The sequence below is a fragment of the Variovorax sp. GW823-FHT04B03 genome, from assembly GCF_058796495.1.
Genome location: NZ_JBXAIT010000001.1, coordinates 1,626,544 through 1,649,856 on the forward strand (window position 1 = coordinate 1,626,544; position 23,313 = coordinate 1,649,856).

Annotated in this window: 44 protein-coding genes; 19 read left to right on the forward strand and 25 right to left on the reverse strand. The window is 61.3% G+C overall.

Features of this window, described 5'->3' with window-relative positions; translation table 11 throughout:
- Positions 1-11: 11 nt before the first annotated feature.
- The 10 genes from mgtA to AC1RAD_RS07520 form a co-directional block, all read right to left on the reverse strand.
- Complete coding sequence (gene mgtA, locus AC1RAD_RS07475) at positions 12-2,777, reverse strand: magnesium-translocating P-type ATPase (RefSeq protein WP_492734333.1); 2,766 nt, start codon at positions 2,775-2,777, stop codon at positions 12-14.
- Between the two features lie 24 nt (positions 2,778-2,801).
- Positions 2,802-3,545: a PA4824 family protein gene (locus tag AC1RAD_RS07480; protein ID WP_492734334.1), complete on the reverse strand. Its 744-nt coding sequence runs from the start codon at positions 3,543-3,545 to the stop codon at positions 2,802-2,804.
- 214 nt (positions 3,546-3,759) lie between these two features.
- Positions 3,760-3,975, reverse strand: coding sequence for a hypothetical protein (locus tag AC1RAD_RS07485; protein ID WP_095744190.1), 216 nt, complete (start codon positions 3,973-3,975; stop codon positions 3,760-3,762).
- A gap of 289 nt (positions 3,976-4,264) precedes the next feature.
- Positions 4,265-4,543, reverse strand: a complete 279-nt coding sequence (locus AC1RAD_RS07490) for a hypothetical protein (RefSeq protein ID WP_235926727.1) — start codon at positions 4,541-4,543, stop codon at positions 4,265-4,267.
- Positions 4,544-4,858: 315 nt separating this feature from the next.
- On the reverse strand, positions 4,859-5,866 hold the full coding sequence (locus AC1RAD_RS07495) for a tyrosine-type recombinase/integrase (RefSeq protein ID WP_492734335.1): 1,008 nt from the start codon (positions 5,864-5,866) through the stop codon (positions 4,859-4,861).
- An 80-nt stretch (positions 5,867-5,946) separates the two neighbouring features.
- Positions 5,947-6,159, reverse strand: a complete 213-nt coding sequence (locus AC1RAD_RS07500; protein WP_492734336.1) for an excisionase — start codon at positions 6,157-6,159, stop codon at positions 5,947-5,949.
- Entirely contained in the window at positions 6,156-6,404 is a 249-nt protein-coding gene (locus AC1RAD_RS07505) for a hypothetical protein (RefSeq protein WP_492734337.1), read from the reverse strand. The genes AC1RAD_RS07500 and AC1RAD_RS07505 overlap by 4 nt, the downstream gene beginning before the upstream one ends.
- Positions 6,401-6,868 (reverse strand): hypothetical protein, encoded by a 468-nt coding sequence (locus AC1RAD_RS07510; RefSeq protein ID WP_492734338.1) that lies wholly within the window; start codon positions 6,866-6,868, stop codon positions 6,401-6,403. Before AC1RAD_RS07510 ends, AC1RAD_RS07505 begins: the two co-directional genes overlap by 4 nt.
- Positions 6,865-7,119, reverse strand: a complete 255-nt coding sequence (locus AC1RAD_RS07515; RefSeq protein ID WP_492734339.1) for a hypothetical protein — start codon at positions 7,117-7,119, stop codon at positions 6,865-6,867. The genes AC1RAD_RS07510 and AC1RAD_RS07515 overlap by 4 nt, the downstream gene beginning before the upstream one ends.
- Positions 7,116-7,478, reverse strand: coding sequence for a hypothetical protein (locus AC1RAD_RS07520; protein ID WP_492734340.1), 363 nt, complete (start codon positions 7,476-7,478; stop codon positions 7,116-7,118). Before AC1RAD_RS07520 ends, AC1RAD_RS07515 begins: the two co-directional genes overlap by 4 nt.
- A gap of 162 nt (positions 7,479-7,640) precedes the next feature.
- Here AC1RAD_RS07520 and AC1RAD_RS07525 point away from each other — a divergent pair, with 162 nt between their 5' ends.
- On the forward strand, positions 7,641-8,114 hold the full coding sequence (locus AC1RAD_RS07525) for a GIY-YIG nuclease family protein (protein ID WP_492734341.1): 474 nt from the start codon (positions 7,641-7,643) through the stop codon (positions 8,112-8,114).
- On the opposite strand, the gene AC1RAD_RS07530 is transcribed toward AC1RAD_RS07525, so the two are convergent.
- The 15 genes from AC1RAD_RS07530 to AC1RAD_RS07600 all read right to left on the reverse strand — a co-directional run bounded on the left by AC1RAD_RS07530 (position 8,086) and on the right by AC1RAD_RS07600 (position 15,364).
- Positions 8,086-8,484, reverse strand: coding sequence for a hypothetical protein (locus tag AC1RAD_RS07530; RefSeq protein ID WP_492734342.1), 399 nt, complete (start codon positions 8,482-8,484; stop codon positions 8,086-8,088). The genes AC1RAD_RS07525 and AC1RAD_RS07530 overlap by 29 nt on opposite strands.
- Positions 8,481-8,789 carry a hypothetical protein gene (locus AC1RAD_RS07535; RefSeq protein ID WP_492734343.1) on the reverse strand — a complete coding sequence of 103 codons (309 nt, stop codon included), beginning with the start codon at positions 8,787-8,789 and terminating at the stop codon, positions 8,481-8,483. The genes AC1RAD_RS07530 and AC1RAD_RS07535 overlap by 4 nt, the downstream gene beginning before the upstream one ends.
- Positions 8,786-9,085 (reverse strand): hypothetical protein, encoded by a 300-nt coding sequence (locus AC1RAD_RS07540; RefSeq protein WP_492734344.1) that lies wholly within the window; start codon positions 9,083-9,085, stop codon positions 8,786-8,788. Before AC1RAD_RS07540 ends, AC1RAD_RS07535 begins: the two co-directional genes overlap by 4 nt.
- On the reverse strand, positions 9,085-9,915 hold the full coding sequence (locus tag AC1RAD_RS07545; protein ID WP_492734345.1) for a hypothetical protein: 831 nt from the start codon (positions 9,913-9,915) through the stop codon (positions 9,085-9,087). Before AC1RAD_RS07545 ends, AC1RAD_RS07540 begins: the two co-directional genes overlap by 1 nt.
- A complete protein-coding gene (locus AC1RAD_RS07550; RefSeq protein ID WP_492734346.1) occupies positions 9,912-10,175 on the reverse strand; it encodes a hypothetical protein in 264 nt (87 codons plus the stop codon). Before AC1RAD_RS07550 ends, AC1RAD_RS07545 begins: the two co-directional genes overlap by 4 nt.
- Entirely contained in the window at positions 10,165-10,566 is a 402-nt protein-coding gene (locus tag AC1RAD_RS07555) for a hypothetical protein (protein ID WP_492734347.1), read from the reverse strand. The genes AC1RAD_RS07550 and AC1RAD_RS07555 overlap by 11 nt, the downstream gene beginning before the upstream one ends.
- Before the next feature lie 9 nt (positions 10,567-10,575).
- Positions 10,576-10,887 carry a hypothetical protein gene (locus AC1RAD_RS07560; protein WP_492734348.1) on the reverse strand — a complete coding sequence of 104 codons (312 nt, stop codon included), beginning with the start codon at positions 10,885-10,887 and terminating at the stop codon, positions 10,576-10,578.
- A 2-nt stretch (positions 10,888-10,889) separates the two neighbouring features.
- A complete protein-coding gene (locus tag AC1RAD_RS07565) occupies positions 10,890-11,507 on the reverse strand; it encodes a YqaJ viral recombinase family protein (RefSeq protein ID WP_492734349.1) in 618 nt (205 codons plus the stop codon).
- Positions 11,494-12,015: a hypothetical protein gene (locus AC1RAD_RS07570; RefSeq protein WP_492734350.1), complete on the reverse strand. Its 522-nt coding sequence runs from the start codon at positions 12,013-12,015 to the stop codon at positions 11,494-11,496. The genes AC1RAD_RS07565 and AC1RAD_RS07570 overlap by 14 nt, the downstream gene beginning before the upstream one ends.
- A 112-nt stretch (positions 12,016-12,127) precedes the next feature.
- The gene (locus AC1RAD_RS07575) at positions 12,128-12,520 is read right to left on the reverse strand and encodes a hypothetical protein (RefSeq protein ID WP_492734351.1); all 393 of its coding nucleotides are present in this window, start codon (positions 12,518-12,520) and stop codon (positions 12,128-12,130) included.
- 150 nt (positions 12,521-12,670) lie between these two features.
- Complete coding sequence (locus AC1RAD_RS07580) at positions 12,671-12,982, reverse strand: hypothetical protein (protein ID WP_492734352.1); 312 nt, start codon at positions 12,980-12,982, stop codon at positions 12,671-12,673.
- Entirely contained in the window at positions 12,979-13,368 is a 390-nt protein-coding gene (locus AC1RAD_RS07585) for an XkdD/Y8K6 family phage-associated protein (RefSeq protein WP_492734353.1), read from the reverse strand. Before AC1RAD_RS07585 ends, AC1RAD_RS07580 begins: the two co-directional genes overlap by 4 nt.
- Complete coding sequence (locus AC1RAD_RS07590) at positions 13,365-13,505, reverse strand: hypothetical protein (protein WP_492734354.1); 141 nt, start codon at positions 13,503-13,505, stop codon at positions 13,365-13,367. The genes AC1RAD_RS07585 and AC1RAD_RS07590 overlap by 4 nt, the downstream gene beginning before the upstream one ends.
- 853 nt (positions 13,506-14,358) lie before the next feature.
- Entirely contained in the window at positions 14,359-14,718 is a 360-nt protein-coding gene (locus tag AC1RAD_RS07595) for a hypothetical protein (RefSeq protein ID WP_492734355.1), read from the reverse strand.
- A gap of 133 nt (positions 14,719-14,851) precedes the next feature.
- Positions 14,852-15,364 carry a helix-turn-helix domain-containing protein gene (locus tag AC1RAD_RS07600; protein WP_492734356.1) on the reverse strand — a complete coding sequence of 171 codons (513 nt, stop codon included), beginning with the start codon at positions 15,362-15,364 and terminating at the stop codon, positions 14,852-14,854.
- On the opposite strand from AC1RAD_RS07600, the gene AC1RAD_RS07605 reads away from it, so the two are divergent.
- The 18 genes from AC1RAD_RS07605 (at position 15,363) to AC1RAD_RS07690 (ending at position 23,264) form a co-directional block, all read left to right on the forward strand.
- On the forward strand, positions 15,363-15,623 hold the full coding sequence (locus AC1RAD_RS07605; protein WP_492734357.1) for a transcriptional regulator: 261 nt from the start codon (positions 15,363-15,365) through the stop codon (positions 15,621-15,623). The genes AC1RAD_RS07600 and AC1RAD_RS07605 overlap by 2 nt on opposite strands.
- Positions 15,624-15,626: 3 nt before the next feature.
- Positions 15,627-15,833 (forward strand): hypothetical protein, encoded by a 207-nt coding sequence (locus tag AC1RAD_RS07610; RefSeq protein WP_492734358.1) that lies wholly within the window; start codon positions 15,627-15,629, stop codon positions 15,831-15,833.
- Between the two features lie 375 nt (positions 15,834-16,208).
- Positions 16,209-16,388, forward strand: a complete 180-nt coding sequence (locus AC1RAD_RS07615; protein ID WP_492734360.1) for a hypothetical protein — start codon at positions 16,209-16,211, stop codon at positions 16,386-16,388.
- Positions 16,389-16,444: 56 nt separating this feature from the next.
- Positions 16,445-16,630 carry a hypothetical protein gene (locus AC1RAD_RS07620; protein ID WP_492734361.1) on the forward strand — a complete coding sequence of 62 codons (186 nt, stop codon included), beginning with the start codon at positions 16,445-16,447 and terminating at the stop codon, positions 16,628-16,630.
- 29 nt (positions 16,631-16,659) lie between these two features.
- Positions 16,660-16,872 (forward strand): hypothetical protein, encoded by a 213-nt coding sequence (locus AC1RAD_RS07625; protein WP_492734362.1) that lies wholly within the window; start codon positions 16,660-16,662, stop codon positions 16,870-16,872.
- Positions 16,869-17,195 (forward strand): hypothetical protein, encoded by a 327-nt coding sequence (locus AC1RAD_RS07630; protein WP_492734363.1) that lies wholly within the window; start codon positions 16,869-16,871, stop codon positions 17,193-17,195. Before AC1RAD_RS07625 ends, AC1RAD_RS07630 begins: the two co-directional genes overlap by 4 nt.
- Positions 17,196-17,227: 32 nt before the next feature.
- Positions 17,228-18,103 carry a hypothetical protein gene (locus AC1RAD_RS07635; protein ID WP_492734364.1) on the forward strand — a complete coding sequence of 292 codons (876 nt, stop codon included), beginning with the start codon at positions 17,228-17,230 and terminating at the stop codon, positions 18,101-18,103.
- A gap of 467 nt (positions 18,104-18,570) precedes the next feature.
- Positions 18,571-18,762, forward strand: coding sequence for a hypothetical protein (locus tag AC1RAD_RS07640; protein ID WP_492734365.1), 192 nt, complete (start codon positions 18,571-18,573; stop codon positions 18,760-18,762).
- Positions 18,759-19,019, forward strand: a complete 261-nt coding sequence (locus tag AC1RAD_RS07645; RefSeq protein WP_492734366.1) for a hypothetical protein — start codon at positions 18,759-18,761, stop codon at positions 19,017-19,019. Before AC1RAD_RS07640 ends, AC1RAD_RS07645 begins: the two co-directional genes overlap by 4 nt.
- 220 nt (positions 19,020-19,239) lie before the next feature.
- The gene (locus tag AC1RAD_RS07650) at positions 19,240-19,398 is read left to right on the forward strand and encodes a hypothetical protein (protein WP_492734367.1); all 159 of its coding nucleotides are present in this window, start codon (positions 19,240-19,242) and stop codon (positions 19,396-19,398) included.
- A complete protein-coding gene (locus tag AC1RAD_RS07655) occupies positions 19,395-19,727 on the forward strand; it encodes a hypothetical protein (RefSeq protein ID WP_492734369.1) in 333 nt (110 codons plus the stop codon). The genes AC1RAD_RS07650 and AC1RAD_RS07655 overlap by 4 nt, the downstream gene beginning before the upstream one ends.
- A gap of 121 nt (positions 19,728-19,848) precedes the next feature.
- On the forward strand, positions 19,849-20,256 hold the full coding sequence (locus AC1RAD_RS07660; RefSeq protein ID WP_492734370.1) for a recombination protein NinB: 408 nt from the start codon (positions 19,849-19,851) through the stop codon (positions 20,254-20,256).
- A 304-nt stretch (positions 20,257-20,560) separates the two neighbouring features.
- Entirely contained in the window at positions 20,561-20,776 is a 216-nt protein-coding gene (locus AC1RAD_RS07665; RefSeq protein ID WP_492734371.1) for a hypothetical protein, read from the forward strand.
- On the forward strand, positions 20,773-21,369 hold the full coding sequence (locus tag AC1RAD_RS07670) for a recombination protein NinG (RefSeq protein ID WP_492734372.1): 597 nt from the start codon (positions 20,773-20,775) through the stop codon (positions 21,367-21,369). The genes AC1RAD_RS07665 and AC1RAD_RS07670 overlap by 4 nt, the downstream gene beginning before the upstream one ends.
- A 1-nt stretch (position 21,370) precedes the next feature.
- Positions 21,371-21,733, forward strand: a complete 363-nt coding sequence (locus tag AC1RAD_RS07675; protein WP_492734373.1) for a hypothetical protein — start codon at positions 21,371-21,373, stop codon at positions 21,731-21,733.
- Positions 21,734-21,761: 28 nt separating this feature from the next.
- On the forward strand, positions 21,762-21,908 hold the full coding sequence (locus tag AC1RAD_RS07680; protein WP_492734374.1) for a hypothetical protein: 147 nt from the start codon (positions 21,762-21,764) through the stop codon (positions 21,906-21,908).
- Positions 21,908-22,294, forward strand: a complete 387-nt coding sequence (locus tag AC1RAD_RS07685) for a hypothetical protein (protein WP_492734375.1) — start codon at positions 21,908-21,910, stop codon at positions 22,292-22,294. Before AC1RAD_RS07680 ends, AC1RAD_RS07685 begins: the two co-directional genes overlap by 1 nt.
- Positions 22,295-22,877: 583 nt before the next feature.
- Entirely contained in the window at positions 22,878-23,264 is a 387-nt protein-coding gene (locus AC1RAD_RS07690; RefSeq protein WP_492734376.1) for a hypothetical protein, read from the forward strand.
- Positions 23,265-23,313 lie beyond the last annotated feature (49 nt).

Sequence of the window (23,313 nt, forward strand, 5' to 3'; positions counted from 1 at the left end):
TTGTCTGTGTCTCATTGCCAGCCGTACTTGCGCGCGTACCAGCCCTTCACGGCCTGCGTCAGCGTCGCGTAGCCGACCAGCATCAGCACCAGCCACGGGAAGTACGCGAGCGGCAGCGCCTGCAGCTTGAAGTAGTGCGCCAGCGGCCCCATCGGCAGCCAGATGCCGACCGCGGCAATGGCCGCGCCCATGGCCAGCAGCGGCCAGGCCGCGCGGCTTTGCAGGAACGGAATCTTGCGCGTGCGGATCAGGTGCACGATCAGCGTCTGCGACAGCAGGCCCTCGATGAACCAGCCCGACTGGAACAGCGTCTGGTGCTCCACCGAGTTGGCCGCGAACACGAACCACATCACGGTGTAGGTCAGGATGTCGAACACCGAGCTCAGCGGCCCGAAGAACACCATGAAGCGGCCCAGGTCGGCCGGGTTCCAGCGCTGCGGCGTCTTCAGGAACTCTTCGTCCACGTTGTCGAACGGGATCGCGATCTGCGACACGTCGTACAGCAGGTTCTGCACCAGCAGGTGCAGCGGCAGCATCGGCAGGAAGGGCAGGAACGCACTGGCCACCAGCACCGAGAACACGTTGCCGAAGTTCGAGCTGGCCGTGATCTTGATGTACTTGAGCATGTTGGCGAAGGTGCGGCGGCCTTCGACCACGCCTTGCTCCAGCACCATCAGGCTCTTCTCGAGCAGGATGATGTCGGCCGATTCCTTGGCCACGTCCACCGCGCCGTCCACCGAGATGCCGATGTCGGCGGCGCGCAGCGCGGGCGCGTCGTTGATGCCGTCGCCCATGAAGCCGACCACGTGGCCGTTGGCATGCAGCGCCTGCACGATGCGTTCCTTGTGCGCGGGCGTGAGCTTGGCGAACACCTGGCGCATTTCGACCACCTGCCGCAGCTCGGCCTCGTTCATGCGCTCGACCTCGTGGCCCAGCACCATGCGCCCGGCGTCGATGCCGACGTCGCCGCAGACCTTGCGCGTGACCAGCTCGTTGTCGCCGGTCAGCACCTTCACCGCCACGCCGTGCGCGGCCAGCGCCTGCAGCGCGGGCGCGGTCGATTCCTTCGGCGGATCGAGAAAGGCCACGTAGCCCAGCAGCGTGAGCCCGGCTTCGTCGGCCACGCCGTAGGCCGGCTTGCGCGCATCGGCGTGCAGCGTGCGGCTGGCCACGGCCACCACGCGCAGGCCCTGGGCGTTGAGCTCCGAGGCCACGCGGTGGATGCGCGCCATCACGTCGGCGTCGAGCGCGAGCACTTCGGCGCCGCGTTCGACCGAGGTGCACACCGACAGGATCTCTTCGAGCGCACCCTTGCAGATCAGCAGGTGCTCGTCCTCGCCGTGCGCCACCACCACCGACATGCGGCGGCGCGAGAAATCGAAGGGCACTTCGTCGACCTTGCGCCAGCTTGTCTGCAGCTGCGCATCGAGCTGCACCTCGGCGTGGCTGAGCACGGCCTTGTCGAGCAGGTTCTTCAGCCCCGTCTGGTGAAAGCTGTTGAGGTAGGCCTGCTGCAGCACGTGGTCGGAGTCTTCGCCCCAGGCGTTGGTGTGGCGTTCGAGCACGATGCGGTCCTGCGTGAGCGTGCCGGTCTTGTCGGTGCACAGCACGTCCATCGCGCCGAAGTTGTGAATGGCCTCGAGCCGCTTCACGATCACCTTCTGGCGCGACATCACGACCGCGCCCTTGGCCAGCGTGGCCGTCACGATCATCGGCAGCATCTCGGGCGTGAGGCCGACCGCGATCGACAGCGCGAACAGCGCGGCCTCCCACCAGTCGCCCTTGGTCACGCCGTTGATCACCAGCACCAGCGGCGCCATCACCAGCATGAAGCGGATCAGCAGCCAGCTCACACGGTTGATGCCGGCCTGGAAGGCGGTGGTGCCGCGGTCGGTGGCGCTCACGCGCTGGGCCAGTGCACCGAAGAAGGTGCGCTCGCCCGTGTGCACGATCACCGCGGTGGCGGTGCCGCTGATCACGTTGGTGCCCATGAAGAGCAGGTTGTCGCGCTCCAGCACGCCGGCCTGGTGGTCGGCGGCGGTGGCTGAGAACTTCTCCACCGGCATCGATTCGCCGGTGAGCGCCGACTGGCTGATGAACAGGTCCTTGGCCGAGAGCAGGCGCGCGTCGGCCGGGATCATGTCGCCGGCCGACAGCGCGATCACATCGCCGGGCACGAGGTCGCGCATCGGCACTTCGATGCGTTGCGTGCCGGCGTGCGCGAGGTCGAAGCCGTCGTCACCCGCGCGGCCGGCCTTCTCGCCGGGCGCGGGGCGCAGCACCGTCGAGGTGTTGCTGACCATCGCCTTGAGCCGGTCGGCGGCCTTGTTGGAGCGCGACTCCTGCAGGAAGCGCAGCACGGTCGACAGCAGCACCATGCTGCCGATCACCACCGTGGCCTTCGTGTCCTCGGTGATGTAGGAGACCAGTGCGAGCACCGTCAGCAGCAGGTTGAAGGGGTTGCGGTAGCACTGCCACAGGTGGTTCCACCACGGCAGCGGCTGCTCGTGGCGCACTTCGTTGCTGCCCAGCCGCTTGCGCAGCGCCAGCGCGTGGGCTTCGGTCAGGCCTTGCGACGAGCTGTTCATGCGCACCAGCACCTCGCCCGCGTCGGTGTGCGAGGCGGCGGCCAGCGCCTTGGCGATCTCGGCCGGCATCGCGGCCGAGCCCAGGCTGCTGGGCTTGGCGCTCAGCAGCGTCTGCCAGCGCTCGAAGTGATGCCGCATGTGGCGGCTGCGCAGGAAGCTTTCGAAAAAGGACTTCAGGACGTTCTTCATTGTTTTTCTCCTGTGTGGGGGCGCTCAGCGAGCGAACGCCCAGGTGAGGCCCAGCGTCCAGCCGCGCGGGCCGTCGTGGCGCAGGTCGCGTGCGTGGCTGAGGTCGACGTTGACCGACGGGGTGGCCGTCCAGCGCAGGCCGGCGCGCCAGGCGTTGCGCCCGCCTTCGCGGAAGCGCTCGGCCACGAGCGAGAGCGCGGGCAGGGCGGCCCATTCGAGCGCCGCGCCCGAGTGGCTGGTGCTCGGCTGCGCACGATGGAAGTCGCGGCCCAGGTTCAGGTGGGCGCGCCAGGCGTCGTCGAACTGCCAGGTGACGGGGATCACCACGCTGCTGTCGGTAAGGCGCAGCGAGGCGTGGCCGGCGTCGCTGCGTTGCCACGTGGCCGAGGCGAGCACGCCGGTGCTCAGCGTGTCGGTGAGCGCGAAGGCCCACTTGATCTGCGGGCCGGCGCGCAGCGTGCGGCTGTCGGCTCCGCGCTCACGTTCGAGGTTCAGGCCCAGCTCGATGGGGCCGACACGGCAGGCCGGGCCGAGGTGCACGAGGCGCTGGCCGCCCCAGGTCTCGATCTGGCACTGGCCCGGATCGAGGATGGCGGCGTCGTCCACCGAGTGGTGTCCGCCGGCGGCGTGGGTCTGCGTGGCGGCCAGGCCGCAGAGGGTGGCCAGCCAGGCGCGGCTTGGCGCGGGGCGGCGGGAGGCAAAGGGGCGGGCGGTGGAACGGGCGGCCGTGGCCGTCCGCACGACACGCCGCAGGCGTTCGCGGGTCATGGGAGTTTCTCCTTCGGGTGCGGCGCGCCGCGAAGGAAGGAAACGCCCGTGACGACGTGCTTACTCAGCAGTCAGCCGGCGGGGCTCCTCCGCAGCGCGGCAGGCTGCGAGGTGAATGGGGGATCGATCGGGCAAGGAAGGCGGCGCACAGCGGCGCAAGCAAGGGTCCGGGTCCATGAGGGCCTCCTGTTCTGTGGGGTGGCAGGGGCGGGCTTCAGCGGCGCGTGGTGCCGTGGCCGGGTGGGTCGAGCAGCAGGAAGAAGCTGCGGATGCGGCGCGTGGTCCACAGCGCGGCGGCGCGGTCCAGGGCCTGCTCGTCGTCGACGTGCGGTGCCGGGTTCACGCGCACAGGCGCACCGGCGTGCGCCGACGGACGACCGTGCGACGGTCGCACCTGCGGATGCAGCGGACGAATCTGAAACTGGCGCATGACAAGGCTCCTTCACGCTGAAGGGCCTCGCGCACGGACGCACGCAAGCTGACTGACAAAGTCAGCGACGAAGAACAACGGGAATCGGTAGGGGGAGCCGCTTGCCCGAGGGGCAAGGGGTTCGCGCTGCGGACACGGCGGCCGCCAGCGCGGGAGCTGCCTGCGCTAGAGGGCCGGGGGTGTCACGCCTGCCGAGGCACGCGTCTTGTCACTGATCCAACTGGCACTGTCCACGCACGGGGCTCCGAAATGATGACTTCCGGATTGTTGCACCGCATCATTGCCAGCGTCAACCCTTGGCATGAAGCAACAGGCTGCGCCGGGGCTGCGTGGCGTGGAGCCGGGCCTCGTTCGCGCTGCGTTCGATAGGGGCCGGAAACCAGCGGAAGATGTTCGAGTCGCTGCGCCAGCCGTTGCTGAAGCGCACGAACAGGAAGCCCGAGATGGCATTGCCCAGGTCGTCCACCGGAATGCCAGCGGCGCGCAGGGCCTCGACCTCTTGCGCGGCGCTCATGTCGAAGGGGAGTTTCAGCGTGATGCTCGCGCTGTGAAGACTGGGTCGGGGCATCGTGACCTCCTTTGCACTGACCATGGGCCGTAGTGAAGCGCAAGGAGTTGTGTCAGGCGATACCGAAGATATGGGAGCTGTCCATTGGTGAGGGAGGGTGCGATTCGCCCTCGCTCCCTCGTGGCATCCCCCGACTGGGGGATGCCAGGGGTAGGGCGGCCTATGCCGAATGCCTGCCCTCTGTGCCTATAGTCGACGCGCATGAAACCAAGCACCCCCGCCATCTTGTTCGTGTGCACCGGCAGCACACGTCGATCTCAATTCCCCCTCTGAGAAATATAAATCGGTAGAAACTCGGTCGAAATTCGGTAGAAATCATCCGATATGGACGCGCTGGAATTCGGCGCCTCTGGCATTGCCATACAGCGCGGCGGTCTGCTCGGTCGTGTGCCCAAGCAGCGCTTTCGTGTCCACCCCACCTTGCTCCATGTAGGCCCGCTTGGAGAGGCTGCGCAGCTCGTGGAAGGTTGGCAGGTTCTCGCCTTCCCCGAGCGCAATGACCACGTAGTCGGTGAAGCGTCGGGTCACAGTGTCGCGCCAGATCTTTCGGCCTGGCGGACTGTTGCCATGCGGCTGCGTCTGGTGAACCATGAACTTGCTCACTACCCCAGTTCGGCGGCAGATCGCAATCTGTTCCTTGATGCTCAGGCCGAACCTGTCCATGCGTAGATCGATGGGGATTTCTAGCTTCACCATGCCTCGGTTCTTGATCGGAACCACGCGCAAGTAATCGCCCACCACGTCGCCGAACTGAAGCTCGGCGATGTCCTCGCGGCGCTGGCCAGTCAGCAGAGCAAGGGCTGTTGCATTGCGCAGCCAGACAGGCGCCTGCTGCAGCGCTTCCCACACCTTGGAGAACGTCTCCCATGTGAAGCGCTGGCGCACCACCTCGACCGTTGGGGCCTCTACAACATCCACCGGATTCGATGGCATCAGGCCCTTCGTGATGGCCTTGCGAAACGCTGTGGACATGACGGAGCGCGCGACGCCCGCTGTTCGGTCGCCTCGGCCCTTGGCGATGGCTGTCACCGCCTCGTCGCAGTCTTTCACAGTTAGGCGTGCAAGCGCATGCTCGCCGATTTGCTCCTTGATGGCCTTGACCGTGGATCGATAGGACCTCATGGTGTTGTCGGCATGGGTGAGGGTTTTGAGCCATTCATCCAGCCACCCCCCCACGGTCTTGTCCTGCTGTTGCAGCCGATCAATCAGACGCGCAGCCCCCATCTGCTGGGAGGCCCAAAGATTCGCCTCAATGGCCTGCATCTTCGCGCTGGGGAGCGGGACCCGGCCAATCGAGATGGCCGCCTTGGTGATCGGGTTCATCCAGACGAAGTACCCGGGCCGGGACTCCTGCAGACCACGAGGCCAGTCCTTACGTGACTGCACGCGGGGGCGCGCTGCCATCAGACGGCCCTCAGTCGGTTCATCAGGGATGGGGCGGCCATGGCCTCTTCAATGTGTCGTGCAGCAGGCTCCACGTACCAGGTCTTTCCGATCTTGATGGGGGCTGGGATGATCTGCCCCGCCTTTGCCCAGCGTCGCAGGGTTCGATCAGTCGGGGTTGGATCGAACTGCCGTTCAGCCCACAGCGAAAGGGATACACGTCGTGCGCTCATTTCTTCTCTCTCCCATCCTCAGCCCGGCCGATCTCGGCGGCCAGGGTTTCGGGTTTTCCATCGCCGCAATGCGGGCACCAGTGCACGCCGAAGCCGGGCTCATCGGGGTTGGACGTATATCCGGGGATTGCGGGGCCGGGCAGGATGACGGTCCCACCAAACGGTCGGATGTGCATGTGCGGGCCGATGCCGTACATCGGGAAGCACGGCACGCCGTCGGGGTCGGTGCAGTGTTCGCAGCTCATCCCCTCACCCCCTCGTCTCGCGCTCTGATTGCAGCGGCAATAGCTTCCTCGGCAGTGTCGAAGCGTGCGCGCGCGAGGAATTCATCGTCACGGCCGCTCGGCCTCGGCTCCCATTCCCACTCGCCTTGCTTGTTGAGCACATCGCCAGAGCGTCGAACTGCCCAGAGGGCAGGCCCCTCGATCTGCCGCGCGCGCTCAATGCGCACCTCATCGAGGTCGTGCGGGTCAGTCGGCAAGGCGTAGGAGACGATGCACACGCCATCTTCGCGCTCCTGCTTTGCGGCGCGCTCTGTTGCGGCGTCGAACATCGCGCGCATCTGCTCGGCGGTGTAGAGGTCGGGCGACTTCATGTAGCCGGACATCTCGGTGCCGCTCTTCACTGCTGGCGTGTTCTTCGCAGTGGCGTAGACCGCGTGCACTGCCGGCTCCGGCATCAGCGCCTCGAAGGCTTCGGTGGTGGTCATGAGGGCTCCTTTGCAGCAGCATTGGTCACGCGCGGACCACGCAGCGAATCGATCCAGTAGGGGGCGTTCTGTTCGCCATACTGAGCAACGATTTCGGCGTGAAGTCGCGCGTATTCCTCGCGAGCGGAATTCCATCGGTCACTCGCTTCTCGGCGTGCAGTCGATGCGCGCTCCTGCTCATCATTGATCGCGCCAAGCCTGTTCAGCTTGGCGAGCAAGTCGTTCATCTGTTCCAAGGAGAGGCTGCTCATGCGGCCACCAACTGGAAGCTGTGGGCGCTGTAGCCGTTGCGGGTCTTCCATTCGGGAGAAGCCTTTGCAGCCTTCCCCATGGAGATCACGGCAGCGGTGCTGATGCGCAGGCTCTTGCCTTGATAGCGCTGGCGCAGAACCTTCGACGCACAGATGCAGCCGACGTTGAATTCTTCGCCGTGCTCGTTGCGAACCATCACTGCGCGGGTCAGGTTGGTCTTGCCGCAGCAATCGCACACCGGGTAATCGCTGGTGCCTGCGACGGTGAATGTGGTGCCTTCGATTGCCATGGTGCGCTCCTGTGAATCAGTGCATTGATTATGCGGATGCGAAATCAAAATTGCAAGTTGTTTTTGCATATGCGTTATCATTCGTGCCATGGAACCAAAAACACCACGTCCACCAGGCGATAGGGGGCAGGGCCGAAAGCCTGCGAGTGCCTCGGGCGAACTGATGAAAAACCGGCCCATCCGCATGACTGATGCGGAGTGGGACAAGTGCAAGCGACTAGGGGGCGCCGTATGGGTGCGAGAAAAGATCAAGAAAGCAAAAGATCCAGAGTGACAGCCGGCGGCACATACCGAATCACTCACACCCGAACTGGGCGCAGCTACATCGGCTGCACGCGGAACTTGGTGCAACGTTTCAGCTACCACCGCACGATGCTGAATCGCGGGAAGCATCACAACGCAGCCCTCCAAAGGGATTGGTCTATGGACGGGCCGGAGTCTTTCTCTTTCGAAGTCGTCGCGCGATTCCAGACCGACCGCGAGGTTTGGCATCGACATGACGACGAGAAGGCTCTGATTCGGGCCTGTGGCCCAGCGCTTTCGTACAACCTCATCAGCAGCGCAGAGCGGCGCTCCGACGCAACTGGCGCGGCATTGAAGCAGCGGGTCATCAAGCTCAATGCCGAGCAATGGGACGCCTTTGACGCGCAGGGCGGCATGGAGTGGCTGCGCGCGCTCATAGATCGCGCCCGTCCGAAGGAATAGCGGCCGCCTCCCCGCCCTCTGCTCGGGCCTGATCGATGGCGGCGTCAAGGTAGTCGAACAGCGTTTCAGCCGGTCCGCGCCAGAGGGTGTCTCGGATCGCGCTGAAGACGCCTTTGCGGTTCTCTTGCTCCAGCACGCGGCGCGTCTCGACAACGACGCCCCTCAGCCGCTCGATCTCCGCGTCACGGGACTTGAGGGCGGATTCGGCGTCGGAGAGACGGACGAGACGCTGATCGTCCTCGTCCACGACCTTCGCGTAGGCATGCACGCAATGTGCGTTGCCGGTGGCGAGTCGCGATAGGCCGCGTTCGCTGACAACGGCCACCACCTCCAGGCTCTCGGGCAGCTTCACTTCTGTGGGGTGGGTCATGGGGTGGCCTCCATCACAGCTTCGATCCAGACTTGCTTGCCAAGCAGATCGGCTTCCGTCAGCGGCGTCCGCCCTGGTGCTGGTGATGCAGTGCGCGCTTCGATCCACGTCAGGGCAGCGTCTGCGTCGTCTTGCATCGGCTCTCCGTTGCCGTCTTGGAAGACGCCGAATCCATCGGGCGGATTTCGGTCGGCAACGTCATTCAGCAGGTCAAGGATGCGCGGCGGGAACGGCACGCTGTCTACCATGCCGTAGGTGAACGCCTCTCCAGCGGAGGCAGTGGATAGCTCTGTGGCGCTTTTCATGCATCCCCCTCGGAAGGGCTCGCGCCCTTGAGTGCGGCGCGGATGTACGCCATGGCCTCGTCCTTCGCCTCTTGCTCCGTCGGCACCAGCGCGTTGCAGGTGTTCCGCCATTCGATCCCGAGCGCTGCGTTTTTCGCGGCGGTCCAGTACCACCCGCGCGTCTGGAAGCCCTCGCGAAGGGCCGAGACAGAGGCGAGCTCAAGGTCACCGTCGAGACGTAGCCGGCTGCCTCGTGGGCCAGCCCCGATGCGCCGAAGGCCTGTCTCAGCCGCGTTCTTTTTCCAGCGCAGTGCCATCACGCACCTCCCTTCGCATCTCCCGCCCCTGCCTGAGTGGGGGCGGCGAGTCGATATTCGAGAACGCAATCCCCCGACTCTTTTGCGTTTTCTTCAGCCTTCCATTTTTCTTCTTCATAGAAGAATGGGTGCGGATGAGATTGACCGGGCTTTAAGGTCGCATAGATGACTTGGCACACATCGCTCTCCGCCGCCTGCTGTGCTCCTGCCTGCACGGGCGCGGGCTGTGCGAGGGCGGCATAGGCACGGCTTCCTACCCACCACAGATCGTCCATCGTTTCGCCGTCAAAGGCGCGGCGGTTGTTGGCCCAGTAGCCCTCTTCGAAAGCCGCCCTGATTTCCCCCGCGCTCGGTGCGGCCGGTGTCGCTGCAGGGCGAAGTGCGCGGTCGGCATCGACGTAGGCGCGCATCTGCTCGGCTCTGTAGTAGCTCACGTTGTTCATGGTGTTGAACAACAGGTCTTGAGGAAGAGGCGGATAGCCCCCCTCCATTGCCGCTGCCGCCTCACGAGCATTGAGCCGCGCATCAGGTCGCGACGCATGCCATTCGTTGTAGCGGCGACCATCACGGCCCGAGTTCTCGTCCTGCATGAGCAGGGGTGCCGCTGGTGCGGGCTGGTTGAGGGCGGCAAACTCTCGCGCAAAATCGAGGATGGACTTTCGCTGTTCGCCCCACGTACCGATGCGTGCGTGAATCTTCTTCACCAACTCGTCGGCGCGCTCTCTCAACCAAACGTCGCTCATCGTCACTGTGCCGGGAGCAGGTGCTGCCGCCACTACCTGCTCGGGCGCTACGGGGGAGGTGAGGGCGGTCTTGTCGTTGTTGCTCATGGCTGCATTTCCTCAATGAAGCGGCGAGCCAGCGTCACGAGGCCCCGCTTGGTGTATCCGCGATCAAACATCCGCGTGACCTCGTAGCCGTCATGAATGATCGAGAGGGCTGTGTGCCTGCCTTCCGAGTAGACGGAGACATAGCCGAGCGGAGTGCGAACGACGCCGCGCACATAGGGGTGTTGCTCGCTGCCGCCGTCCTGAAGGGCGTAGCCGTCAGTGCGGATGACCTTGTAGGCCTGATCGCGTTCATTCGCCATGGCTCTGTCCTTCGGGCTGGGTGGCAGGGGCTGCCGAGATGAGTCCGAGGCCGAACCAGCAGGTTTCCTCGCCGCGCACAGAAATTCGTCCACCGCCATCAATACGAATCTCGGAGACTTCGAAGTACTCGGATGGGTTCAGGCAGGTAACAGGGTGGTCAGCTTTGACCAGCGCGCCAATCTTTGGGACGAGCCTCCATCCATCGCTTTGAGGGGCGGCGGGAAGAGCGGCACGGGCTTGCCACGCTTGCCATGCGTAGTCGCTGAACTCAACCCATGGGCGCGGCTTGATCCACGCTTCAAATGCTTCGCGCTCGCTACCGCCCATCCGGGGCAAGTCCTCTCCCTCGTCGTGCGCAGAGATCGTTTCGTTGTTGCTGTTGGTGGGCATGGTGGGGTCCTAGAACGGGATGTCATCGTCCATATCGTCAAAGCCTGACGACGGGCTAGCAGGAGCAGCGGCGGGCGCGGCAGGTGAACTGGATCGCCCGCGTCGTGAAGGCTGGGGTGCTGGTGCAGCGCCTTGAGCGTCCTTCGGATTGCCAATGCTGAGCGACAGAAACTCGCCGCGCTTCCCCTCTTTCCACCAGCCGCTGAACCAGTGCTCAACGCCATTGATGTTCAGCGAGCCGGTCATGTCTGGGTGCTTTTCGGTTTCCTTGCGGTCGTTCTCGAAAAGAACGCCTCGGTTGGTGTTGTCGTACTCGGCCATGGTCATCCTTGAATGGTTTTGAGGGTTTCACGCACGTAGGCGAGGAATTCGGCGCGGCGCTCGTTCAGGCGCTCGATCTCTGCGAGACAGTCGTTGCGATGCAGGCGGTGAACGATCAACTGCTGGTCATCCCGAAAGTCGGCGCAGTAGCTGATGAAGTCCACCCAGTCGCGACCGGTGCAGTCCAGATGGCCGACGAGTTGCCAGCGGTAAGCCGGGTCAAAGCTGCCGCGCCGCAGGGTGGCGTAGTGCGTAGGAGCAATCACCGACTTGATCTCAACCACGCCGTCAACACCCACCAGGCCATCGGGCGAATCGCCGTAGTCCCCGCAGTCGAAGAAGCCTCCGTTGCCAACGTCCGTGAAGTGCTCTTGCTCGTACAGCATCCGGGCAACCGGCTCCTGTTCATGGCCGCGCTCGGTGTGCTCGTTGCCGAAGCTGTACTCAGCCTTGCGCCCCGTATCGATTTCCAGCGCGATCTGCAGTGCGTACTTCTTCGCCGGCTCGCCGAAAGACTTGCCATCGTTCGCCATGAAACATCCGAAGTTGGAGCACGTCACCTTGCCAAGGCGAAGTGCCATCCATTCATCGGTGTTCTGCTGAACGTCATGAAACCGCATCGCTCGGCTCCTTGCATTCGTCCATCAGTTGCTCTTGATGCTCCGGGCTGATGTCCACGCGAGAGAGAACGGCGATCAGGTTGCCATCGCGCTTGTAGGCCGCTTTCGCGTTCTCCCAAGCCTTGGTATGGCTGGGCAGCAAATGCTTCTTCTCGGGCGCATGCGGGCTGATCCGCAGGCCTTCTACAGACTCTTTGCCGAAGCGGACGTTCGGGTCAACGTAGACCGTGATCTGCACGCCCTTCCAGTCGTCAATGAAGGCTGAACCAACGAGGCCCTTCATGGTCTTACTGTTGGTCGCGTTCAATATCATCGGCTTGAGATTTTCGCCAGGACGCAACTCCTTCTCGGCGAAGTGCGCCGTGTTGAACATGTCCTTCGTCTTCTTGGTCTTGTCGATCTCAAGAGAAACATGATGGACGGTCAGCACGGTGGGTTCCACGATGTCGGCACTACTCAGGTAGGGCGAATCGAAGGCCTTGCGATAGTGGGTTTTCTCGGTGGTCATTGCGTCACCCACATGAACACACCCAGCAGCACCAGGCAGACGATTGCTCCAAGGAACACATCGCCAAGCCAAGCATTGGGAGAGTTGTCGCCGATGGGGCTGTTGAGGAAGTTCACAGCTGCTCCTCGATGATGTCGGCGAGCTCGGCGAATGTGCGGGGCCTGATTTCTCGCACCCCATCGTTCAATGCGTCGATGCTGACTGCAACTCCCTCTTCCTCGCAGCGCACCATGGGCGCACCACGAGGGACGCCTGCCCACACTGATACCGCAGAAGGCAATCCATAGGAGCTTCCCTCTCCCTCGCTAATCTCGAACCGCTGGCCGTCGTAGGAGACGCCGACATGGCTGTCATCCCACTTTCCGCCAAGTCCGTCTTTCAAATAGAGGTCGCACAGCACTCCAAGGCAGCAGAACGAATCCTTGGTACGTAGGCGGTTTCGCCCTTGCTTGTACTCGCCGCTGCGCAGTGCAGTAACCCACTTCGCTTTCACTTCTGGATTCATGAGGTCACTCCTTCATTGCGACAGCTTGGTCGCGTGGTGCTTGCAAAACGTCATCAGCAACAAGCTGAAGATCACTGGTAGTAGGACCGTCAGGGTCGTAGCTCATGCCTATTGCTAGAGCTATGGCAGTGAGCCAAATAGCGGTGCGGGTCATGAGTTCCTCGCAAGTCCGGGCCACGGCAGGAAGGCTGCGAACGGCGAGCGGTCGGACGGGTCAAGCGATGCTTCACCAAGCCCATGGAATGCGTCGGCTTCGGGCAACTCCGTATCAAGATCGCACGCCACCGTCAGCAATCCTTCTTTCGATTCCTGCTGCTCTGGAGCGCATTGACCGATGAGGAAATTCACCATGTCGAACAGCTCGCGGTCGCTCATCCCGCCAGCGCGGTAAACAGCGCGCATTTCTTCACGTGCTTTGCGTAGACGCAATTCGCGGTGTTGGAGGTTGGTGAATGCGTTCACGATGCTTCTCCTTGAGCCTTGGCAAGCGCGTCATCAATTCGACGGAGACAAGCGCTGTAGTTCTCGCGCGTCTTCGGGCTGGAGGCGTTTAGAACCGTCGCCTCGATGTAGTTGCGAGCGATACTGAGCATCTCCAGCAAATCAGGTGCTGCAGCTATCAGGCGAGCGTTCGCCGCTTGCATCGCATCCCATTCGGCCTTCGGGAACTGGACCCACTGCTCGTAGGCGATCTGAATTTTGGGCGCTGGCAGCGCACCTTGCCCATAGATGGGGAAGTCCTTGGAGTACTTCTCACCGAGAGCGGGCCGGAGGTCAGCCCAGATGCCAAGGCCAGCGCCTGCAGAGTCTCTTGCCTCCCAAGGTCCGGGCGTGTGCTGCGCGCTCATGCTTGCACCGCCTTCACCACAAAGCGCACGGCGCCGTATGCCAGGTCAAGGCGGTCGCACTTGGCACGAGCTGCCTGCTTGCTCATCGGCTTGCCGACTGGCTGCTTCGTCTGGATGTCGATTACTTGGTAGCTCATGCTGCTCTCCATCAGAGTTGAGGGAGGAGAGCGATGTGATGGACGGGTAGGGCTTGATTCCTACTTGCCTCTCGATAAGCCTTCAGCTACTTGGCCCATCGCATGTCGGCGGAAACAACGTCTGTGCTCTAGAAACATGAACCGTTGTTGCACGTCCTTCCGTGCGGCCGCCCATCACATCACTCTCCACCACACACCAGCGGAACTCAGTTCCTGCCCCTTCCTCACGCTTCCGGTCAGTTCGCCAGCGGGATCGCTACTGGCTTGGGGGTTGGGTATGCGATGGGAGAATGATCACATAAGTGATTGATCTTGTCAACACTCAAGTGATTGAATCGGGTAAACTCTGATCACGCCTCGCATCTGCGAGGGTCCCCAGGCTGGGGTTGATCTTTGGGGAATGGGTAACGATGGGCAGGCGGAGCGAACCCCGCCTGCTTTTCGTCAAACCAGGAGCAGAAGAAGGAAGATGATCAGCTCGGCCGGAACCGAAACAGTCACCTTCATTTTCTCAACCTGGACTGCAATTTGCAGCTTCATGGGGTCTCCCGCGAAGATGCAGTCGCAGCACCGGTGCTCGACCGCGTTTGTGCGTGATCGTGCTTTGGTGGTTACTGGCATCAATAGGCTAGTCCGCAACGTGACTGCGGGGCTTTTCTAGCCATTGACCACCTTACGGAGCGCGGGCCGGCGCTCCGGGGCATAGGAAGGATCGGGTTCCTCGTGTCACGCCGAGAATTGTCCGTCCAGCCTTCCTCCCACTGGTAAGTATCCATGAACCATTGATCAATCCCAACCTGGGGGCACAAAAAAGCCCGCGCTCGGCGGGCTCTAATCTTGGTGGCTCGCCTTGTTACTGGCAGCCGTAGGCGGTGCAGGTTTTGAAGAAATTGTTGCCTTGGGAATCGGTGCCTGAATATGTCGTCATGCCGGGCATTGTCTGAATCGTCTGATTCCAGTTTTGACCATTGCTGGCGTTACCCGATTGATAGGTGGTGCCGCCATAAGTCTGGCTAGTCTGGTTCCAGTTGGTGCCAGTCGCAGCATTGCTTCCTTGGACCTGAGTGGTGTTCCCGTATTGCTGGACGGTGTAGGTGTTCCCGCTGTTGTCCATGCAAGTTCGAAAGGCCCCTGTCCCATAGCAAGCTGCATTTGCAGCGCCCGCAATCAAGAGGAACAGAGAGGCGACCGATTTAAAAGCGACCGATTTCATGACGCATCCTTTCGCGCACCGCGCGTTGCCGAGGGCTCCCATGTTCATGGGATAGTTATAAAGGCGTACTAGTTAGAAACACTTAGAAACAACGACTACCGAACCCTGTAGAGTCGGAACGCAGTCTTTGTGCCTATGCCGCCCGAGGGCTGGGATTGTCCCGCTCGGTGGAGAACTCCCCCGATAGACGTGCAACCAGGACTGGCAGCATGTCGCTATTTGCTGCGGGGTGAAGGATGTAATTGCTCAGCATGTCTGCGGTGCTCTTCCTAACATCGGATGGCAGCGCGGCAGCGATATTCAGGATCTCCGTGGTCTTCGACCGTATCGAGTCGGCTGCGGAGAGTACCAGGGGCGCAACGCCGAGTTCGTCCGTCTCGCAAGCGAGGTAGTAGGGGTCCACGCCGAGAGCCTTGGCGACTTTGAGGACGCCATCGCCATAGCCACGATCACCGGCTTCTATGTTTCCGATGGCGCCTTGGCTCTTGTAGCCAGCGCGTCGCGCGAGCTCGGCCTGAGAGAGGCCTGCCGCCTCCCTTAGTCGCTTCAGCCGAACGCCCACAGTTTCCATGGCTTGGATTTCATCACTTGCGTGAATCACTTTGGTGTTGACTAATTCAATCACTTGAGTGATCATTCGGGGCATGAAAGCCCTTGATATTGCGATTCAACAGGTTGGCGGCGTGAGCAAGCTCGCGGACGCGCTCGGGATCGGGCAGCCAGTGGTGAGCAACTGGAAGGCCAGAGGAACCCTGCCTAGTCCAGCTAGTTGCGTCGCAATCGAGCGACTGACGAACGGGGTGGTTTCGCGCCGCGACCTTCGCCCCGACGACTGGAAAGACATCTGGCCCGAGCTGGCCGCCCCCAAGCGCCGCACCCGCACGGAAGTGAAGGAGGGGGTGTAGGCCATGGACGCTCTGGAACTTCTCAACAAGGCTCACCCGAAGCACGAACGCACATCCTGCTCTGACGAGGATGTGTGCAACGGGTTTGGCACGCGTCTCGGCGATGGATCCGGCTGGGGTCGATGCACGCGCTGCATGTTCCTGGAACTGATTGCTGGCGCCGAAGTGCCCGCCGACATCAAGGGCAGCTACGACGCGCTGTGGGGCTGACCTATGAACCACTTCATAGCGCTCATCTTCGTAGCCGTTGGCGTCTCTCTCTTGTCCAAAGGACTGGGCGAGCTGGGTTTGACCTTCGCCATTGGCCTCATTGCTACGTGCATTGGCCTCTACGGCTTCGCTCAGGAGGACTGATTCATGTCCAACTGCTGCTTCTACCTCCAAGCCGTTCTTGCCCTCATTGGCGCAATCGTCATTGCTGCTGGTGTGCTTGTCGCGCTCAACAAGAAGCCTGACCAACGCGATTAACGCCGCGTCATGAACAGAAATCCAACCCTTTCCATTCCTCCCGCTGAGCGACTCGCGAGCGGGTTCATCCACCTGGGAGCTTGAAAGACCATGTACGCAAATCCGACCCATCTCCGCGTGAAGCGCATCAACCTGTCCTTGAACGAGGTCGAAGACCGCATGGCCGAGGCCGCTGCCGAGTTCAACGGAAAGCAGAAGTCTGCCTTTTTGCGGGAGCTTGTCTTGGAAGGATTGGCGCGTATGCATGCCATGAATCATGAAGACGAAGGCCTCGCAATGCGAGCGCTTCAGTCGTGACTCTTCCCGAGCAAGTTTGCAGCGCAGTAGAGCCTGCCGCGTAACGGAAATGTGCAGTGACGAGAGACAAAACCCAAGCCATCGACTTGACGGAAGCCCAGCTGCTGAACCTCAAGCGATATGCCCGACTGCACGGCATCACTGTCGAGCAGGCGGCCACCAGACTGGCTCAGACCGAGCTTGATGCACGTTATCGACTTCGCAAGATCGGCATCGCTCAGATGCTGCCGCGACGTCGTTGAACAAATCCGTTACGGATTCGGAGGACTAGATGAACTTAGCCGATGACGGATATGGGAACTTGGTTTCGATCAAGAACCCATTCGGAGCAACTACCAACGTCTACGCGCGCGTCGGCGGCACGCTGGCCACCTTCCATGTTGGGACGGCCGACCATCGAGAAGCGATCACTGAAGTGCGTCGGGAACTTCGCCTCTATGGCCGTGCTGCTGTGCTTGCAGTGATCAATGGAGGCTCCCAGTGAACTCTTCCGTAACGGATGAAATGGTTCACGGCATGGACGACATGGCAGATCTGCCGCGCGCTCGTGCCACTGACCCGTCTACGTCACACGCTGCCGCAGCCGAGGCCCAGTGCTTCGCGCATACGCATGCAGGCCGCATCCTCTCCGTGCTTCGCCATGAGGGTTCTGGCACGGCTGAGTGGATCGCAAAGTACACAGGGCTGACTGTTGTGCAGATCGACCGCCGCATGGTTGAACTGCAGCGTCAGGGCCTCGCGCGCGTGATCCAGCTCGGCGGCGATGACCTGGTGCGCAACGGCTTCCGCGTCTGGGAGGCTGTGTAGTGGCCCGTGCTCGGAACATCAAGCCGGCCATCATGGACAACGAAGAGTTGGCCGAGCTTGAGCCCGTGACCCGTCTGCTGTTCATCTACTTGTGGATGCTGGCAGACAGGGAAGGGCGCTTGGAAGATCGACCGAAGAGGATCGCAGCGCAGGCGCTTGCCTACGACCGCGCGACTGATGTTGGGGCTATGTTGGATCAACTCCACAAGGCCGGATTCATCGCGCGGTATGAAGCCAAGGGTGTGCCTTGCATCCAGATCGTCAACTTCTCCAGGCACCAGACTCCGCACGTCCGAGAAGCAGCCTCGGAACTGCCTTGCATGGAACAAGGCACAACCAAGGAAGTGATCAAGCACAACCTAGGCAGTGCCGAGACATCGCCAAGATCGCCTGATTCCGGATTCTCTGATTCCGGATACCGGATTGTGGATACGGCGCCACCGTCGCCTATCGCTGTCGCTCGCTCCCCCTCGTTTCGGAAGAAGTCCGTGAAGACCGCCATGGCCGATGACTTCGGTGTCTCGGATCGGGTGAAGACGTGGGCGAAGGAGAAGGGCTACGCAAACCTCGATGCCCACCTGGACGCATTCCGTCGCAAAGCTTCGGCCAAGGGCTACACCTACGCGAACTGGGATGACGCGTTCATGGAGGCCGTGCGCGAAGACTGGGCGAAGTTGCGAGGCCGAGTGTTCAACGGCGCTGCGCCTCCGCCTGAATCTTCAGGAAATGCTGACCCAGATTCTCGTCAAGCCATCGAGGCCGAAGGTGTCGCCAAGGGCATCGGTGCATGGGATGAGATTGCTGAGCAATGGCATGTCTACAAGGCTCGGGTTCGTGGCCGCTCCATGCCGAGTCTTGGGCTGAACGATCTCGCGGCGCTCGCCGCACAACGTCAAGGAGCGCACTGATGACCCGAGGCCGCGAATCCTCCGACCGCTGGGCTGTCTACGCCCACCGAATCCTTGACCGTGCTCAACGTGGTGCGTTCGTGAAGGGCAATCACGTTGACTGGGCTCTGGCGTACCTCGGTGATGCCACGGGCTGCACAAAGATCCCCGAGGACTTGAGTGGTGGTCATCGCCACAGGAAGGCCAAGGCATGACCCATGACGAACAAGGGGGATAACCGTTGGGTGAATCTCCGAGATGTTGACCAATCGATGAATTCTCAGAACCAACACAAGGCTCATTCAAACAACAAAGCCGGCCTCTTGGGGGTGTCCCTGCATAAGCCGTCTGGTCGATGGCGGTCGCAAATCAGGGCAAACGGAAAGAAGAAGTGCATTGGCTTCTTTGATACGCCGGAAGAGGCCCATGCGGCATATCTGTTGGAAAAACGTGTGCTCCATATCGGATGCACTTTCTAAGGAGCAACCATGTACACCGCCCTCAAACCCCAATACACCTCTGCAGGCTTCTTCACCGAGTACCTGAGAGGCAAGCTGACCAAGGTGGAGTATTTCAACGTCAGTTGGAAGACGCTCGGACCTGCTGACTCGATGGAGGATGCACGCAAGAGGTATGGCGGGCGTCCTGTGCTGGAAGACGAGGAGGAGGAGGCTGTATGAACTGCAAGCCGGGAGATTTGGCTGTTGTAGTGCGTCCATCCTCCAAGGCCGGACAGAGGTCTATTGGCCGGATTGTTCGTGTGACTGAATTGTTTTGCGAAGAAGGTGACCCGCTTTGGTTCTTCGAGCCAGTGATAGATCAATTCATATTGGCATACGACTGGTCACTGCGTCCCATCCGCGACCCCGGAGAAGACGCCCAAGACGAAACGCTGCAACGGCTCCCAGTGCCCAGCCAGCACAAGGAGGTTGCATGAAGCCGAGTGACTACCTCCGAAAGAAGCTGCAAGAGGCTGCACCAGAGCTGAAGATGGTGAGTCCTTGTGGGTGCATCGGCCCACAGAACGGAGAGCCTCTTTGCCCATGTGCAATGCGCAATGTGCATGTAGAGGGTGGCAGATTCATCCAGCGTATCGACCTTGGTCCTGCTTCGCTCGCCCACCAGGTGGCCGCTAGCAAACTGCTTGGGAGAAAGCCATGACCGAGTACGTCATTCAAGCCGTGACCAACGACGCCCAGCGTGCTGCCAAGCTCGGCCAGACCATCCTTGATGCCTGCCCCTACCCATGGTTCACCGAAGAAGGGAAGTTGTGGCGCAAGGTCTACCGTGCAATCGTTGGGGAGGACGCATCGTGACCAATTCACGCCGAGTCCTTGAGTTGCTGATGCAGGGCATTGGCAGTGTCGAAGCGCTGTCCGAGAAAAGCGGCCTGTCACCTCACGACGTGCGTGAAGCGATCAAAACGCTTCGCCGAACAAAGCGCATTGAATCGTTCTTCCCGCCGATCCACTACAGGGTGACAAGCATCGGTGAGCGGGCGTTGAGCAATCCGCCAACTCCCCGCAAGGTGCTGGAGCGCAAGAAGCGCGAAAGACATGTGCGCGAGCAGAGGGCTGAGACGCTGGTAGGCCTTGCAATGGAGCGCCAGCCGATGCTGGCTCAGGTATGGGGAGCATCGCCATGAGATACACCATCGCTCTGTTGCTCGCCTGCTGCCTTGGCCTATTGATCGCTAACACCTTCACGATTGCAGTACAGGGGGTGAAGGCAGAGAAGGCGTCTTGCAAGGTGGGGAGGGCGCTGCTTTGAACACGCTCACCATCGAACTGCACAACCGCCAGCAAGCATGGGCCGCGATCAAGGCTCAGGCCTTCCCATTCCTCGCGCAAGTCCTGCAGGGCGGTCACCGCTGGGTCATGACCATCGGCCCGAGGAAGCGCACCAAGGCCCAGAACCGGCGCTATTGGGGCAACGGCGTGCTGGCGCAAGTCGCGGCCCAAGCAGCCATCCACGGGCGCCTCTACAGCACTGAGACATGGCACGAGCAGTTCAAGCGCATGTTCATCGGCGTGGAGCAATTGCCGAACGGGGAGGTCATCGGCAAGAGTAGCACTGCGCTGTCTACCGTCGAGTTCTCGGAGTTCTGTTCCCAGGTCGAGGCCTATGCGGCGAGCGAGCTGGGTGTGACGTTCTACGAATTGGAGGTTGTATGACTCCGCTTCAGATCGAAATGATCTTGCATTTCCATTGTCATGCCGACCCATGGCCTCGGCGTGATGCTCCCGCATGCATCGAGGCCCTACAAGGGTTCATTCGAGATGGGCTTGTTGAGCCTACCTTCACCCTGGACCGCCCAACTCTGACGAACAGAGGGCGCGCATTTATCCATTTCCTGACAACTCTTCCATTGCCGGTTGAGATGTGGAGCGTTCCGGGGTCCCACTCTATGAACTTCTCATGCCCAGAGGCTGCCATGCGAAGTCTGCCAAGTTGGAATCCAGAACCGGAGGCGCGGTAATGGATTGGGCCATCAAGGTCGGCGCGATATGGCGCGTGTGCAACCGAGGTGGTTGGTACTTTGCGGAGATCGTGGAGATCCATGGTGATCGCGTTGAGATACGGCAGATCGTGCAAGAGCCCGTTGTCAAAGCTACATCAACATTTGCAAAGAGAGAGTTCTTTGTTGGTTCCGTGAAGCCGCGTTCAGCCTACCAATTTGTAGGGTTGCCATGACCCTCTCCCGCCTCCCCACTCGCTGCAAGCACTGCAAGGTGAAGTTCACCGCAGAAGAGCGCGGCAAGCGTCTTCACCAACACTGCATCGAACCTTGGACAGCAGCCTTCCAAGAGAAGCAAAAACGCAAGGCAGATGCGGAACGGAAAGCAAAGTTAAAGGTCGAACGTGCTCTTGATCGAAAGACGAGAGAGCGCCTGAAGAAGACGTCGGAGTGGGAAGCGGAGTGCCGCGCAATCGTTCAGGCAATCGCGCGGATCAGGGACAAGGATGAAGGGTGCATCTCGTGCCACATGCCAGCCAACTATGGGGGCGCATGGCACGGGTCGCACTTCAGAAGCCACGGGGCAGCGTCAGCGGTGCAGTTTCACCTCTGGAACATTCACAAGGCATGCGCACAGTGCAACCTGTTCAAGAGCGGAAACATCGCAGCGTATCGACCTCGCCTGGTCGAGAAGATCGGGCAGGAGAAGGTGGATTGGCTGATGAGCCAGAACCAGATCGTCCGCCATGACGTGGACTACTACAAGCGCTTCAAGTCTGTGATGGGCAAGAGGCTTCGTCGCATGGAAAAGCAACTTAAAGGAAACTGAAGTGAACCAGATGATCGGCAATCAATCGATTCAGGCGGCGTGCCGCGACCCATATTATTCGAGTGCGCAGCAACAGGCGGTGGCGCGCGACTATGGCGAAAAGGTGCTGCAAGACAAGCCCATGCTTGACGTGGAGTACGACCGGCTAGAGCGGGCAGCGCTTGAGCTCGACCAATCGGTGCAGTGGCTAATTCAGCGAATCCAACCGGTCTGCCAGCCAGCAAGCAACACCAAGGCCGCGCAAGGCAGTCAAGAGCCGGAAGCGCCCCGCAGTGAGATGCGCGCCAAGCTCCAGAACCTGCGCATCCTCGTGGAGTCCATCTCGGGCCGCATCTCCGAAGTCCGCTTCTCCATCGAGCTGTGATCGACCCTTCAATACTGGAGGTAGGGGAGTGAAGTGGCTCATCGCGCATGTGATCCTGCTGCCGCTCATCAGGCGCAACTACCGGCTACGTCGCGAGGGCAAGCTTCCTGATGAGTGGTATTGGGCCGACGAACTGGTGTGCGAGTGGAATATCAATTGGCTGAAAGGGCTGTGATGCTGATGAAGACCAAGATCGAGCCAATCGACTTCCACCTGGTGAAGCCGGAGCACTACGCCATCCACAAGAGGTTGGAGAACTGGGCTCGCTACGTCTCGGTCCGCCGACCGTCATGGGTGGGCCCGATCTGGAAGATGGGCAAGTCCCATGGACGCCAGTGGCATGCCCCTGAGCTGAGCGACCCGCTGGATTCTTTGGATGGGCACGTCATGGAGAAAGCTGTTGCCGATCTGCCGGGCAAGAACCGGGATGCCATCCGCTGGAGCTATGTCAGAACGAACGCGCCTCCAGCCGCAGCCGCGCGCGAACTGGCTGTGACCTACGAGGTTCTGGCAGCACTGGTCCACGGTGGCAGGACGATGCTGGTCAATCGAAGAAAGTAGTTGCACACGAAAGAAACATCGTGTAGGATCGCGCGCAATCGACCGCGCAGACGCATAAATCGAACTTTCCGTGAGGATGCTGGGGCGTCGGCGGAAGGGAAAAGCGGCCCATCACGCATGCGGATTGGCAGAGAGAACGGGACGTAGTTCTACTGGAGGCATCCAGAAACTCGGGATACCGTCGTTATCGCACTGGCCAGTGACAGTCCGCAGCCGTGATGGTGAATGAACACCTAGTCGGGTAGCCCGTTAGCTCAAAGTAGAGCATCCCCTGTAAAACGGGGAGGGTTGGCGAGTCAGATAAGTCACGGGCCACCATCAACCCACAAGCCGCTCAGGTTCACGCCTGCAGCGGAGTACAGAGTCCCTCAGAAAGACAATGGTGTCGGAGTGGGGTGGCCCACCCAACCAGAACAAGGCCTCCTTGGAGAAATCCTCGGAGGCCTTTTCGTTTTCGCCGGGCAGACTATCGACCACCACCGGCTTGTATTAGCTCAGGTCTGACCCGGCACCTATCACTGTTGGACCCGGCCACTGTGGCTTTGAACCTCCGGGAATGGCCCCGAGGGGTCGGAGACTTCACATGACTGAGAACGAATTCCGGGTGCGCCCGGTGATGAGATACAACGTGACGCACTACAAGCTAGATGAGTCTGGGGGTAGTTGCACATCGCTGGGCGAGTTCACCAGCCAGGAAACGGCGGAGCGTGTCGCGATGGCTATGCACAAGGCAGAACCTGGGTCGTCGTTTGCGTCGCTTTTCCGGGGCGGAGAAATTGGAGGCCCTAAGTCAGACCGATTCCCACTCAAGCATGCAATCGCTTCATTGAAGGTTGCGCTGGACACGGTTGAGACGAACGAACCCATCAGCCGCGCCGAGGGAAATCACGCTCAGGCCGATTTGCAACTTGCAGTTGCTACAGATATTAGGCAGGCACTTTCGCTGATTGGTGGCGGCTCGGCCTGTTAGCCAGTTTCTATCAGTTGCCACTTTGCCCGCCCTTCGCGAGATCGGCGGG